The organism is Aureimonas sp. ME7 (assembly GCF_903970965.1).
In the GTDB taxonomy this organism is placed as follows: Bacteria; Pseudomonadota; Alphaproteobacteria; order Rhizobiales; family Rhizobiaceae; genus Aureimonas.
In genome coordinates this window covers 56,637-69,733 of sequence record NZ_CAJCKW010000001.1, presented here as the reverse complement: position 1 = coordinate 69,733, position 13,097 = coordinate 56,637, and the positions used below count along the sequence as shown (strand labels likewise).

Genomic DNA, 13,097 nt, shown 5'->3' with positions numbered 1-13,097 from the left:
GATCGGGTTCAAGGGTCCGAAGGCTCCGCGTCCCAGGTCTTCGGAAAGGGGCGAACGGCGACCTCGCCGCCGGGCGGAATGGGTCCGAGATGGCGGCGGACGCGCTCGTAGTCGGGATCGCCCGGCCGGGTGCGCAGCTCGCCGTCCCCGATGATCGAGCCGTCCTCGCTTTCGGCCCGCAGCCGGAGGACGAGCGTGCCGTCGGCCTCCCGGTGCGCCGAGCCGATCGCGGCGGGGAGCGAGCCGGCGGGATCCACCGTGTCGGCTGCTGGCTCGGGGTTCGCCGCCGCGTCCAGCGCCTTCGCGAAGTCCGGTCGCGGGCAGGCCGAGGCGAACTCGTGCAGAACCTCGTCGCCGTCGAAGAGGGCGAGGCTGCAGGTCTGGTCGGTCGGCTCGCCGAGCCGCGGCCGGTCGACCGGTTCCCCCTTCCAGATCGCGTTGGCGCCGATGACGAGGGCCTCGATCGCGGCGGGCGCGAGGCGCTGCGTCCGGTCGGCATCGAGGACGGCGACGGGCTCGCCGCCCGCCGTTCGCCCCGACAGGTGCGTCGTCGCGCGGCGCAGGGTCCCCGCGTCGAGATCGACCACGATCCAGTGCGCCTTCGGCGAAAGGAAGTTTCCCCGCGCCAGCAGAATCCCGCGAGCGGGCAGCGCGCCGGGAAAGGCGAACCGCGCCTCGGAACGTAGGGTTCGATACGGGGAATCGGCCTTCTCCCCGGCGTAAGGAGGCCGCGACGGCTCGGCTGGGTTCCCCGCCAGGGCAGGCAGGCCGAAACACGCGAGGCCCGCGAGAACGAGCGCGGCCGAGCCCATGCGCCGGCACGATGTCGCGGCAAGGCCGCGACGAAGGCCGGCTCCGTTCGGTTTCCGGCGCATGGCCAGCCTCCCGCGTCACGTGCGATCCGGCCTCGAAGGTCTCGGCCGGGGGGATGCCCCAGCCTATCCCCCGCGATCGGCGGCGTCATCGCCCGATCGCATGTCCCGCCTCACCCGCCCGGGCGCTTGGCGCCCGGCGGCAGCGGCTGGGGTCCGGGCGGGGCGTCGGGAAGCGCGACGAGCGGGGCGGGCGTTTCGCACCATTTCTCGTCGGCGCGGCAAAGGTCGGCGATGACGCAATGCTCGCAATCGGGCTTTCGTGCCTTGCACACGAAGCGGCCGTGAAGGATCAGCCAGTGATGGGCGTGGCGCAGGAACCCGTCCGGAATAATCCGCAGGAACCCCGCCTCCACCGCTTCCGGCGTCTTACCGGGCGCGATCTTCAGCCGGTTGCCGATGCGCAGGATATGGGTGTCGACGGCCAGCGTTTCCTCGCCGAAGGCCGTGTTCATGATGACGTTGGCGGTCTTGCGACCGACGCCCGGCAGCTTTTCCAGGGAGGCCCGGTCATGCGGCACCTCGCCCGCGAACTCATCGCGTAGGATCTCCGAAAGCCGCTGCACGTTCTTCGCCTTGGTGCGGAAGAAGCCGACGGAGCGGATCGCCTCGCGGATCTCGTCCTCGCCGAGCGCGGCCATCGCGGCCGGCGTCGAGGCTCGGGCGAACAGGCCACGCGTCGCGCGGTTGACGCCGGCATCCGTCATCTGCGCCGACAGAACCACCGCCACCAGCAGTGTGAACGTGTTGACATGCTCCAGCTCGGACGTCGGATGGGGACGCTGCACGGCGAAGCGGCGGAAGATCTCGGCGATCTCGTCGGCCGAATAGGGGATGGGCGGCGCCGCCGTTTCGGCCTTGGCCCGCACCGCCTTGGCGACGGCCGATTTCGCCTTGCCCTTCGCCGGCGCCTTGGCCGCAGCCGCCTTGGCCCGGCTGGGCGCGCGTTTGGACGCGGGGACTGTTTCCGCCATGATTTTCGCCTATCCTGGCCGCCGAGGTCTTCACGCGATCCGTCGTCCGGTTCTTTGGAACGGATCCAGCCTATGAGGCAAGCCGGAGATGCCGGAGAGCGCCGAGACACCCCTGTTCCACGCCCTGCTCACCCCCTACCGATCGCTGGGGACGCGGGGCTTCAACGTGACCATGGCCCTGTTCGGCGGGGCCAGCGTCCTGTCGTGCGCGATCTTCATCGCCAACGGCGCCTGGCCGGTGGTCGGCTTCTTCGGGCTCGACGTGTTCCTCCTCTGGCTGGCGTTGAAGGCAAGCTTCCGTTCGGCCAAGGCCAGCGAGGAGGTGCTGGTGTCGCGCACCGAGCTCGCCATCGTCAAGACGTCGGCGAAGGGGCACCGGAGCGAGGCGCGCTACAATCCGTTCTGGACGCGCTTCCTGGTGCGCCGCCACCAGCTGGCCGGCGTCACCCACATGGCCGTGGCCGCGGAAGGGCGGCAGACCGAGATCGGCGCCTTTCTCAATCCGGACGACCGCGAAAGCTTCGCCGAGGCCTTTACCAGGGCTCTGAACGAGGCCAAGCGCGGCTGAGGGCGCGTCTTGCCGGAAAACGGGTGGCGGCGCCGCGCGGGAGGGTTCATCGTTCCGTTGATCAAGACGGCCCGAGAGCGTTTCCATGACCCTTCACGCCCCCTTCCCCGGCCCCCTTCCCGCCCTCGGACCGAGCGTCGCCGAGCCGCCGGTCCGCCCCCTCGAAGCCCTGGCGCCCCCGTCCGACTACGCCCTGGTGCGCCGGGTGATCGAGTTCGTCTCCGATCGCTACCGGGCGCAGCCGTCGCTCGCCGAGATCGCGCTCGCCTGCGGCGCCGAGCCCGCCCATCTGGAAGCGACCTTCCGGCGCTGGGCCGGCCTGTCGCCCAAGGCCTTTCTCCAGGCGGTCACCATCGACCATGCACGTCGGCATTTGGCGGGCGGCCTGCCGCTTCTCGACACGGCGATTGAGGTCGGCCTGTCCGGCCCTTCGCGCCTCCATGATCTCTTCGTCAAACACGAGGCGATGAGCCCGGGCGCGCACAAGACGCGCGGGGAGGGCCTTGCCCTGTCTTACGGATTCGGGGACACGCCCTTCGGCCGCGCACTCGCCGTGTGGACCGAGCGGGGCCTTGCGGGTCTTGCCTTTTCCGACGAGGACCGGGGCGGCGACGCCCATGCGCTGGCCGATCTTCTCGGCCGCTGGCCGCGCGCGGCCGCCACCCGCTCGGATGAGGGCGCCGGGCGCCGCCTCGAGCGCGTGTTCCGACTGGACAGTTGGGCGGGAGCCGCGCCGCTGCGCGTCGTCCTGATCGGCACCGATTTCGAGGTCAAGGTCTGGGAGCGGCTCCTGGCGATCCCCTTCGGCGCCTCGCACACCTATTCCGGCATCGCCGCCGAGATCGGCAGCCCGAAGGCATCGCGCGCCGTGGGCGCGGCGGTCGGGCGCAATCCCCTGTCCTTCGTGGTGCCCTGCCACCGCGTGGTCGGCAAGTCCGGCGCGCTGACGGGCTATCATTGGGGCCTGACGCGCAAGCGCGCCATGCTGGGCTGGGAGTTCGGCGTGAAGGGCGGGAGCGAGGCGGCGGCCTGATCGTCGCGGGCCGGGAACCCGAAACCGCCTTGCCGCGTCCCCGCCTCGTGAAAACGGAAGCGGACGCGGCGATGGCGGAACGAAGCGAGGTAATGGGCGAGGCCGAGCGCGAGGAAACATTTCGCCGTCTCGCGGCGCACATGCCGGGACGAACGAAAGACGCAAAGGGTCCGAAGGATCAGCCCGACCCGTTCCGCTCCGTGGTGTCCTGCCTCCTGTCGGCGCAAAGCCGCGACGTGAACACGGCCGCCGCCGTCCGCAACCTCTTCGCGCTGGCCCGAACGCCCGACGAGATGCTCACTTTGAGCGAGGAGGAGATCGCGCGCGCGATCAAGCCCTGCGGCCTCTACAACATGAAGGCGAAAAGTATCCGCCGCCTATGTCACGCCCTGATCGAGGAGCACGGCCGGGTCGTGCCGCGCGACCGGGCGGGGCTGATGAGCCTGCCCGGCATCGGGCGAAAATGCGCCGACATCGTCATGAGCTTCGCCTTCGACGAAGACACGATCGCGGTGGACACGCACGTCTTCCGCGTCGCCAACCGGACCGGCCTCACGAACGAGCGCACCGCCGACAAGACGGCGGAAGCGCTGGAGCGCACCGTGCCCCCTTGGGCGATGCACGACGGCCATTTCTGGCTGATCCAGTTCGGCAAGGCCGTCTGCCAGTCCCGCCGCCCCCGCTGCGAAACCTGCTTCCTGAACGACCTCTGCCGCTGGTTCTCCGCCACGAAGGAGGCGCCCTCCTGATGCTGCCGAAGATCAGGACTCCCGACGCATGATCTGGACTCGACATGCGCCTTCGCCGATCGCCGTCGAGAGAGCCGAAGTTCGCGAGAGGATTCCGGTGCCGCACCGACAGTGCTGCGAGGCCGCTCCCATGTTCGCGCACATGGCGCCGGCCGCCACCCGAACGATCCGGACGGTCGGCTCGGGCGACCGCCCTGCCGTTCCACGCTCCGCGTGCGGGATCTTCGACAGGAGACGGGACTGTCCGTTTTCCGGAGCGAGGTCGACGAGGCGGAGTATGAACCCGGCCCCCTCAAGCGATTTCGTCGAGCCCAAGATCGCCGGTGCCCAAATCGCGGCGCCGTTGCGTTCCGAATTCCTCCAGTCCGTTCGATCGCGGCATGGCAGGCGTGAGGGTATCCCGGCGACCGTTCGAAGGGCATGCGCGCCGCTTTCGACGGGGCCCGGAATGTGTCTCCCCGTGTCCTCGCCGAGTTCGGCGACCCCGATATCGACGCAGGCACGAACACGCGCGAACACGATGCCCGGCGCGATCTGCCGCATGCCGCCGGACGCGACTTCGGGATGCGGGTGCACCATCTCTTCGCCATGGAAGAACTGACGGTTTGGTATGACGGGGCGTGCCCCTTGTGTCGGCGGGAGATAGCCCTCGTCCGCAGGCTCGATCGTCGCGGCTCGATCCGCTTCGTCGATGCGTCACGGGGCGAGACGACGGGATGCCCGGTGAACCGCGGCGACCTTCTCGCCCACTTCCACGCATCGGAGAACGGGCGCCTCGTCAGCGGCGCCGAGGCTTTTGCGGCCATGTGGCGTGCGGTTCCGCTCCTGCGCCCGTTGGGAATGGCGGCAAGCCACCCGGCTGCGCTCGCCCTCCTCGAACGGGTCTACCGCGCGTTCCTGAGAGTGCGCCCCGCCCTGCAGCGCGTCGCCCGTCGGCTGGACCGCCCATGAAACCGACACCGGAGCCAACCGCCCCCGGCCAGGAAAGCGTCTGGTCGTTCCCTCGGCCCGCCATCGCCCGGGAAACCGGGGCTCATATCGTCATCGAGCATCGGGGCCGCCGGATCGTCGACAGCCGTCGGACGATCCGCACGCTCGAGACCAGCCATCCCCCGAGCTACTACGTTCCGCGGGAGGATATCGAGCCCGCCGCCCTGCGCCGAACCCAGGGCAGCTCCTTCTGCGAATGGAAGGGCGCGGCGGTCTATTGGGATGTCGTGACGGACGGCATCGTGCTGGAGCGGGTCGGCTGGAGCTATCCCTCGCCGACCCCCTCCTTCGCCATCCTGAAGGACCGCGTCGCCTTCTATGCGGGTCCGTTCGATCGCTGCTCCGTCGACGGCCAGACCGTGACGCCCCAGGCGGGCGCGTTCTATGGCGGCTGGATCACCGATGGATATGCAGGTCCCTTCAAGGGCGGACCGGGCAGCGCGGGATGGTAGGCGGATGAGCAAAAGGGACGACGGCCCGAGCGGTCGTCCGGTGCCGAGCGGGCGCCTTTCGCGGCTCGGTCAGTTCGGACGGCTGGCCGGCGGCGTGGCGGGCGGCATGCTCGCCGAGGGCGCAAGGCGCATGGCGGACGGCCAGCGGCCCCGGATGCGGGACATGCTGCTGACGCCCGGCAACCTCCTGCGGGTTGCCGATCGCCTGTCGCACCTGCGCGGGGCGGCGATGAAACTCGGGCAGATGATCTCGCTGGATGCGGGCGACGCCCTGCCCGCCGAACTGTCGGAGATCATGGCCCGGCTTCGCGCCGATGCCGATCCCATGCCCCCGGCCCAGCTCGAGCGGGTGCTGACGAGCGAATGGGGGCGGGAATGGCGCATTCGCTTCCAACGCTTCGACAGCAAGCCGATCGCCGCGGCCTCGATCGGGCAGGTGCACCGCGCGGTGACGCTCGACGGACGCGAGCTGGCGGTCAAGATCCAGTATCCCGGCGTCCGTGAAAGCATCGACGCCGATGTCGACAACGTCGCGGCCCTCTTACGCGTATCCGGCCTTATGCCGCCCGGGCTCGACATCGCCGCGCTCTTGGCCGAGGCGAAGGCGCAACTCCACGAGGAAACCGACTATCGGCGCGAGGGCGCCGAGATGGAAGCGTACCGGAACCGTCTGGCGGACAACGACGCCTTCGTGGTGCCGACGATGGCGCCGGATTTCACGACCGACAACGTCTTGGCCATGTCCTTCGTCGAGGGGGTGCCGATCGAGGACATGGTCGGCGCCCCGCAACACGAGCGCGACCGGATCGCGGCGCTCCTCATCGATCTCACCCTCGACGAACTGTTCCGCTTGCGGGTGATGCAGACCGATCCGAACTTCGCGAACTTCCGATACCAGCCCTCGACCGGAAGGGTCGTCCTTCTCGACTTCGGGGCGACGCGAACGGTTTCAACGGCGACCGCGCGAGGCTACCGGACACTGCTTGCCGCAGGCCTTGCCGGAGATGGCGAGGCGGTGAAGAGGGCCGCGCTGGACGCAGGCTTTCTCGGCGAGGCGGCCGTCCGGCGGCACGAGGCTGTGATCGGGCAGATGATCGAACTCATCGTGACGGAAGCCTCCCGGGCAGGTCCGTTCGACTTCGCCGACCGGCGCATGGTCTCCGTGATCCGCGACCAGGCTGCCGCCGTGGCGAGCGACCGCGAGACCTGGCATGTCCCGCCGACGGACACGCTCTTCATCCAGCGCAAGATCAGCGGCATGGCGCTTCTTGCGGCACGCCTGAAGGCTCGGGTCGACGTCCGGTCGATGGTCGCGGCGCATGTGGGAGCCGTCCAGCCAAGGGGCGCTTCCCCGGTGCCATCGGCCCTCGGGAGCGGATTGGAACCCGGTGGACGCGCGGACTGAGACTGCCGCATCCCATGTCGGAGCCTCGGCGCGCTGCGCCCGAGCCCGACGGTCTCCCGTCCGGTCCCTCGGGACTTGCCGGCGAGCGTCCCGCACCGGACGGATCGAGCCTGCAAGGGGGTACGAAGCGTCATCGCGGCCAGCGTTGCCGGGGACGCCATCCCATCATGCCGCCGGCAGACAGCGGGACTGGCTGCCGGTGCCGACACTCCCTCCTGTGCAACACCGACAAAGCCTCCCGTCCCCGGCTGCCGGACGATGCGGCTCCAGCGACAGCCGCGCTTTGGGTTGAGCTCTCAGCGAACCTTGGGCGCCTCCGCCGGCACGGCTTCCCATGTCATCGGGGCGACCACCGACAGCGAGGTGCTGGGGGACCCGTCGATCAGCCGCGTGGTCCGCGCGACATAGACGAGGCTGCCGTTCTCCTTGTCGAGGATGCGGTCGATCTCCAGCGACTTGAAGATCAGGGAGCGGCTCTCGTCGAAGACCTGCTCGCCCTCCTCGTCCCCGCTGATCGCCTCGGCGTAGGTGACGGGTCCGGTCTGGACGCAGGAGACGCTGGCGATCGACGGATCCTCGGCCAGCCCCACGGCGCCCTTCAGACCGCCCGTGCGCGGCCGGGCGACGTAGCAACTGATGCCCTTGACCTTCGGATCCTCGAACGCCGTCACGACGATCTTGTGGTTCGGGCCGATGAGTTTGAAGGCCGTCGACACTTCCCCGATATCGCGAGCCGAAGCCTGGAACGGAAGCAGAAGAGCGAACAAGGCGAGCCGGAGCTTCATGACGGAACCAAGGAAACGAAAGACGGGCCCAAGGTCATAGACGATGGAGGTCCCCGTGTCGCCGTTGGCTCGTCGGGCTTACGGGCAGGAACCGGGAATGGCGGAGCTCCGGCGACCCGTCACCCATGGGCTGGCGAGGTTTTCGAGGATACGGTCCGGCCTGGCAAGGCCTCGGTTCGAGGAAGATCGGCAACCGGACGGTCGCATGGAGTCGCCACACCGGAACATCGGCCCCGCGAGCTCGGTTGTGTCGTCGAAACCAGGAGGAAGCCGGTGACCAAGGGTGTGATGAACGCGTGGGAGATCGAGGCGGGCCGGATGCGTCGCCGCGATTTGACGAAGGAGGAGACCGCGGCGATCGGCGAGGAGATGCTGAAGGGCACCCTAGTGCCCGACATGGATCCCCGCCGCCGGAAGAACGTGATCCGGACCGCTATCGACAGCGTCCGGCCGGGCAGGAAGACCCAAGCCGGGAAGTAGAACCCGAGGTCATCGCGTTCCCCGCCCGCTGAATGCGCTTGGCGAACAGGCTCGAGCCCGCGGCGTCCCGTCCCGGCTTCGCCGAACGGACGCCGCGGATCGGTCGGGAGTAGCCGCGGCCAGCGGGCCTTTCGCTCCTCGGAGCGAGGATATCGAAGCGCCGGAGGTTGCGGATATCCGGCGCCCAGAGGGGGATCGACGGTCCGCGCGAAAGATCGTAGCCCTTCGCCCATGGATCTCGATTTCGTCACCCTCCTGCACTGGACGACCCGCGCCATCGAGGTGTTCGGCATCCTTGCCATCGTCGTCGGCATCGTCGGCGCGACGATCCGATACTTGCGGGAATGGCTGAGTTCCGCCCCCGGGGAGGATACCTACCGAACCTATCGCTCGAGCGTCGGCCGCTCGATCCTCCTCGGACTGGAACTGCTCGTTGCGGCCGACATTATCAACACCGTCGCCATCGAGCCGAGCCTCCAGAGCCTCGCCGTTCTGGCGGGGATCGTCGCCATCCGGACCTTCCTCAGCGTCTCGCTGGAGGTCGAGATCGACGGGAGGTGGCCGTGGCGGAAGGAGGCGGCCGGCCGTGGCGAACGGAGCCGAGCCACGCTCGGCGATGCCGTTCCCTTGAGCTCGACCCGAACGCCCTCGCAGACATGACACGATGGGCGCCGCAATCAGCCGGCACCTCGCGTCCTGCCGCTGCGGCGCCATCCGTCGCCGTGGATGCCGTCAGCACTCCTTCGATCGGCGCCGACCCTCAGGGCGGGATATCGGGGCTCCCCGCGCTGCGCGAAATGAATCCTCCTGCCCTTCCGCCTCCGGTTCAGGACGCGGACCGAACGGCTCCGTCCTCAGGCCGCGCGCCGTCGCTCCCCCACCGGTTCGCCCATCGTCATCGCTCCTCCCCGTGACGCGCGAACGGCGACCGCTTCGAGGTCGGCCTTCACCAACGCTCCGTGCTTCTCCCAGACCTCGTGCAGGCTCATGCCCCCGTCGAGGTCGGCGAAAACGTCGTCGAGCGGCACGATCGTGCCGCGAAAGACCCAACGGCCGCCGCGAACCAGCCTGTTCGCAGTGACAAGCTCACCGAAGATCGGATGGAAAATCTGCATCGTGGTGCCCGTCATGGTTTCGAACACGACGCGGGATAGCCGCACTCCTTGTCGTCCTCATGTCGTGCGCGTTTCGTCGGATCACAGTTCGAACGAAGGAAAGTGACCAACTCCCTCGGGGCAAATGGACGCGCCGCGATCAACCCTGCCTGACCCCGCGTCGCAAATGCGCTTGTCCCGGCCCATGTATGGTTGCCCTTTACCCCGCCTCAGGACGTCCCATGCCCGACGGAGTTCTTTTCCGAGCCGCCGCGGTGGCCCTATCCATGCTCGGCGTCCTGGTGACGACGGGTAGCGACGCGCTCGCTCAGCCACCCTCGAAGCCGATCCGGATCGTCGCGTTCGGCGACAGTCTTGTGGCCGGTTACGGCCTGCGACCGGGCGAGGCGTTCCCGGCGCAGTTGCAGGCCGCGCTTCGGGCCAGGGGCTACGACGTGACGGTCGCCAACGCAGGCGTCTCCGGCGACACGTCGGCCAGAGCCGTAGCGCGAATGGAGCGCGCCGTGCCGAAGGGCACCGACCTCACCATCGTCGAGTTCGGTGCGAACGACATCTTCCGGGGCGTGGCACCCGGCACCACGGAACGCAACCTCGACACCGTCCTGTCGCATGTCGGAGGCAGGTCGAAGGCCGTGGTGCTTGCCGGGATGGTCGTCCCGCCCGGCCTCGGCAACGAGGCCTCGCGTTCGTTCGCTCCGATCTTCGCCCGCTTGGCGGAGCGGCACTCGGCGGCGCTCTATCCGTTCTTCCTGAAGGGCGTGGCGGGCGAGCGGAGCCTGAACCTCGGCGACGGCATCCATCCGAACGCGGCCGGCGTCAAGCGCATCGTGGACGGCATCCTCCCGACCGTCGTTCGCGAGTTGAGCAAGCTCGAGACGCGCCGCGCGGCAGCCGATTGAGGGGACGCCGCGGGGCCCCGGCATAGCGGACGACGGGTTGGCGGGTCCGGAGCCTATGGCGCCTCCGACATGCCACGCTACCTCATGCGCTCGAGCCTAGCTGAATGGGAGCGACCTGGCATGATCGTGTTCGAGACCATCCTCGGGATGCTCGCGGTCGGCGTTCTGATCCTTGGCCTGGCCCGGCGCGGACATCTTCCCTACCCCGTCCTCCTCGCGCTCGCGGGTGTGGGCATCGCCTTCGCGCCCTTCCATGTCGAGTTCCATCTCGAACCCGACCTGGTCCTCGCGCTGTTCGTCGCGCCCGTGCTCCTGGACGCGGCCTACGACACCTCGCTGCGGGACCTGAAGCGCAACTGGGGCGCCGTCCTCAGCCTGGCACTCGTCGCCGTCGGCCTCACGACCGCGGCCGCCGCGTTCGTCGTCCATTGGATCGTTCCCGGCATCCCCTGGGCGGCCGCCATCGCGATCGGCGCCATCGTCGCGCCTCCGGATGCGGTCGCGACGACGACGGTGCTCCAGGACGTACGCCTGCCGCATCGGGTGTCGGTGATCCTGCGCAACGAGGCGCTTCTCAACGACGCATCCACGCTGCTGATCTACCGCCTCGCGCTCGCAGCCGTCGCCTCGGGCGGCGGTATCGGCACCGAGGTCATCGCGCCGGCCTTCCTGCTTTCGCTCGTCGGCAGCGTCGTCGCGGGCCTTGCCCTCGCCTGGATCGTCGGCGGCATCACGCGCCGGATCGAAGACGCACCGTCCTCCATCATCTTCCAGTTCGTCTCCACGTTTGGTGTCTGGGTGGTGTCAGAACGACTCGGCATGTCCCCGATCCTGACGATCGTCGCCTACGGCATGACGCTCGCGAGGTTGCCCGCCGCCTACCAGTCGGCACGGCTGCGCATCCCGTCCTTCGCCGTCTGGGACACCGCCGTCGTCGTCCTCAACGTCCTCGCCTTCCTCATCATCGGCCTCGAGCTCGGCGCCGTGATCGCGTCGGCGCCGGACGGGGAGCTCGGTCGCTGGGCGGTCGTCGGTGCGGCGGTCCTCGCGACCGTGATCGCCGTCCGGCTGGGCTGGACCCTTGCCGCGGCCCTTTGGAGCCGGCGGCAGCTCAAGCTGAACGGTGCCGCCGATCTCGACGGCGGCGGGGCGCCGGATTGGCGAACCGGCCTCGTCATCGGATGGGCGGGCACGCGCGGCATCGTCACCGTCGCCACGGCACTGGCCTTGCCCGGCGACTTTCCCGAGCGCGGCATGCTCCTGTTCTGCGCCTTCGCCGTCACCCTCGGAACTCTGGTGATCCAGGGGCCGACGCTGCGTCCGCTGGTACGGGTCCTTCGACTGAAGGACGACGGGCCGGTCGCCCGGGAGGTGAGGATCGCCCGTGTGGCCCTGGCCGAAGCGGGGCTCGCGGCCGTGCGGGACGACGGAGCACCGGGAATGGCCGCCTTGCGCGACGAGCTGGACTACGAGCGGCGCGTGGCGGCGGACGCGGACGATGGGGACGGGCGCCCCACTCCACCCGAGAAGGCCTTGCGGGCCGGCGTGCTGACGGTCCGCCGGCAGCGGCTTCTGGAACTGCGCCGGGACGGCACGATCGGCGACGACGCCTTCCATGTCCTCGAAGAGGAAATCGATCTCGCCGATCTCGCCACGGCGACCCGAACCTGACGCCCAACCTGGGGTCGGCGACATCGCGATCCCGGCTTCCGCCCGCCGATCATGCCGCTGCCTCGGCGTGGTCCGGCCGGGTCCTGGGTCGCCATGACGGCGCTGGAGGCGGGAGCCTCCGTGATGCTGATGCAGAAGGGTTACGTCGGCACGAGCGGCGCCACCGCGTCCGGCAACACGACCGTCATCCATACCGCGCGCGGCACCGCAGAGCGCCAGATGCCCATCGCGCAGCGCGTGCGCTTCGGCTACGCCTTCTTCGACCGGGCAACCGTCTGATGCTGTCGCTCGGGAAGCCGGAGGGCCTCGGGGCCGGCGGCGAGGGTCGCCCGCCGGGCCGGGCCATGCCGCTCCGGTCCGATCGCGTCCCGACAACCAATCGCAGCCCGGCAAAGCACTCCGGACGAACAATCTAACAAGACGCACGTCCGAGGAATTTTTTGTCTACCAATATAGTATACTGAATGCTCCACTCTTCGCATCCCCGATGCGTGGAGGCTCGCATGCCCAAGACCCAATCCAACACCGTCGCCCTCGGCACCAAGGCTCCGGGTTTCTCGCTGCCGGGCCCCGGCGGGCACGAGGTCGCGCTCTCCGACTTCGCCGATCGACCGGCGCTCCTCGTCGCCTTCATCTCGAACCGCTGTCCGTTCGTGGTGCTCCTGCGCGAAGAACTCGCGGCCTTCGCGCGCGACTATGCCGCCAAGGGCTTGGCCGTGATCGCCATCAACTCCAACGACGCTGCGGCCCATCCCGAGGAAACGCTGGAGCGGATCGAGGCGGAGGTGCGCGAGCAGGGCTACGACTTCCCCTATCTGAAGGACGCCTCGCAGGAGGTGGCCAAGGCCTACGACGCCGCCTGCACGCCGGACTTCTTCCTTTTCGACGCCGAGCGCCGGCTCCGCTATCACGGCCAGTTCGACGACGCGCGCCCCGGAAACGGCAAGCCGGTGACCGGCGCGGACCTGCGTGCGGCCGTGGACGCGGTCCTCGCCGGACAGGCACCCGGTGCGGCGCAGACGCCCTCGATCGGCTGCAACATCAAGTGGACGGCAGGCAACGAACCGGGCGTCGTCCCGGCCGCCGCCTGAGCGAAGCCGGATC

Annotated in this window: 16 protein-coding genes; 12 read left to right on the top strand and 4 right to left on the bottom strand. The window is 69.2% G+C overall.

Going from position 1 to position 13,097, the window contains the following annotated elements; translation table 11 throughout:
- Positions 1-8: 8 nt before the first annotated feature.
- Positions 9-875: a hypothetical protein gene (locus tag H7A85_RS20770; protein ID WP_244630856.1), complete on the bottom strand. Its 867-nt coding sequence runs from the start codon at positions 873-875 to the stop codon at positions 9-11.
- A gap of 110 nt (positions 876-985) precedes the next feature.
- On the bottom strand, positions 986-1,846 hold the full coding sequence (nth, locus tag H7A85_RS00380; RefSeq protein ID WP_182083912.1) for an endonuclease III: 861 nt from the start codon (positions 1,844-1,846) through the stop codon (positions 986-988).
- A gap of 88 nt (positions 1,847-1,934) precedes the next feature.
- Between nth (H7A85_RS00380) and H7A85_RS00375 the strand changes: the two genes are divergently transcribed.
- The 6 genes from H7A85_RS00375 to H7A85_RS00350 all read left to right on the top strand — a co-directional run bounded on the left by H7A85_RS00375 (position 1,935) and on the right by H7A85_RS00350 (position 7,043).
- A complete protein-coding gene (locus H7A85_RS00375) occupies positions 1,935-2,414 on the top strand; it encodes a DUF2244 domain-containing protein (RefSeq protein WP_182083911.1) in 480 nt (159 codons plus the stop codon).
- Positions 2,415-2,499: 85 nt separating this feature from the next.
- Positions 2,500-3,447, top strand: coding sequence for a bifunctional helix-turn-helix domain-containing protein/methylated-DNA--[protein]-cysteine S-methyltransferase (locus tag H7A85_RS00370; RefSeq protein WP_182083910.1), 948 nt, complete (start codon positions 2,500-2,502; stop codon positions 3,445-3,447).
- 71 nt (positions 3,448-3,518) lie between these two features.
- Positions 3,519-4,196: an endonuclease III gene (gene nth / locus H7A85_RS00365; RefSeq protein WP_244630855.1), complete on the top strand. Its 678-nt coding sequence runs from the start codon at positions 3,519-3,521 to the stop codon at positions 4,194-4,196.
- A 420-nt stretch (positions 4,197-4,616) separates the two neighbouring features.
- The gene (locus H7A85_RS00360) at positions 4,617-5,147 is read left to right on the top strand and encodes a DUF393 domain-containing protein (protein ID WP_244630854.1); all 531 of its coding nucleotides are present in this window, start codon (positions 4,617-4,619) and stop codon (positions 5,145-5,147) included.
- The gene (locus H7A85_RS00355; RefSeq protein WP_182083909.1) at positions 5,144-5,638 is read left to right on the top strand and encodes a DUF427 domain-containing protein; all 495 of its coding nucleotides are present in this window, start codon (positions 5,144-5,146) and stop codon (positions 5,636-5,638) included. Before H7A85_RS00360 ends, H7A85_RS00355 begins: the two co-directional genes overlap by 4 nt.
- Positions 5,639-5,642: 4 nt before the next feature.
- Positions 5,643-7,043, top strand: a complete 1,401-nt coding sequence (locus H7A85_RS00350; RefSeq protein WP_182083908.1) for an AarF/ABC1/UbiB kinase family protein — start codon at positions 5,643-5,645, stop codon at positions 7,041-7,043.
- A gap of 296 nt (positions 7,044-7,339) precedes the next feature.
- Here H7A85_RS00350 and H7A85_RS00345 read toward each other — a convergent pair whose 3' ends face one another.
- Entirely contained in the window at positions 7,340-7,810 is a 471-nt protein-coding gene (locus tag H7A85_RS00345) for a CreA family protein (RefSeq protein WP_244630853.1), read from the bottom strand.
- Positions 7,811-8,101: 291 nt separating this feature from the next.
- Between H7A85_RS00345 and H7A85_RS00340 the strand changes: the two genes are divergently transcribed.
- Both H7A85_RS00340 and H7A85_RS00335 read left to right on the top strand, forming a co-directional pair.
- On the top strand, positions 8,102-8,308 hold the full coding sequence (locus H7A85_RS00340; protein WP_182083906.1) for a hypothetical protein: 207 nt from the start codon (positions 8,102-8,104) through the stop codon (positions 8,306-8,308).
- 231 nt (positions 8,309-8,539) lie between these two features.
- Positions 8,540-8,968 (top strand): DUF1622 domain-containing protein, encoded by a 429-nt coding sequence (locus tag H7A85_RS00335; protein ID WP_182083905.1) that lies wholly within the window; start codon positions 8,540-8,542, stop codon positions 8,966-8,968.
- A 194-nt stretch (positions 8,969-9,162) separates the two neighbouring features.
- Here H7A85_RS00335 and H7A85_RS00330 read toward each other — a convergent pair whose 3' ends face one another.
- A complete protein-coding gene (locus tag H7A85_RS00330) occupies positions 9,163-9,468 on the bottom strand; it encodes a DUF433 domain-containing protein (protein ID WP_182083904.1) in 306 nt (101 codons plus the stop codon).
- Positions 9,469-9,644: 176 nt separating this feature from the next.
- On the opposite strand from H7A85_RS00330, the gene H7A85_RS00325 reads away from it, so the two are divergent.
- From H7A85_RS00325 to H7A85_RS00310, 4 genes are all read left to right on the top strand, one after another.
- Positions 9,645-10,322, top strand: a complete 678-nt coding sequence (locus H7A85_RS00325) for an arylesterase (RefSeq protein WP_244630852.1) — start codon at positions 9,645-9,647, stop codon at positions 10,320-10,322.
- Positions 10,323-10,442: 120 nt separating this feature from the next.
- The gene (locus tag H7A85_RS00320; protein WP_182083903.1) at positions 10,443-11,993 is read left to right on the top strand and encodes a sodium:proton antiporter; all 1,551 of its coding nucleotides are present in this window, start codon (positions 10,443-10,445) and stop codon (positions 11,991-11,993) included.
- A gap of 51 nt (positions 11,994-12,044) precedes the next feature.
- On the top strand, positions 12,045-12,272 hold the full coding sequence (locus H7A85_RS00315; RefSeq protein ID WP_182083902.1) for a hypothetical protein: 228 nt from the start codon (positions 12,045-12,047) through the stop codon (positions 12,270-12,272).
- Positions 12,273-12,496: 224 nt separating this feature from the next.
- On the top strand, positions 12,497-13,084 hold the full coding sequence (locus tag H7A85_RS00310; RefSeq protein ID WP_182083901.1) for a thioredoxin family protein: 588 nt from the start codon (positions 12,497-12,499) through the stop codon (positions 13,082-13,084).
- Positions 13,085-13,097 lie beyond the last annotated feature (13 nt).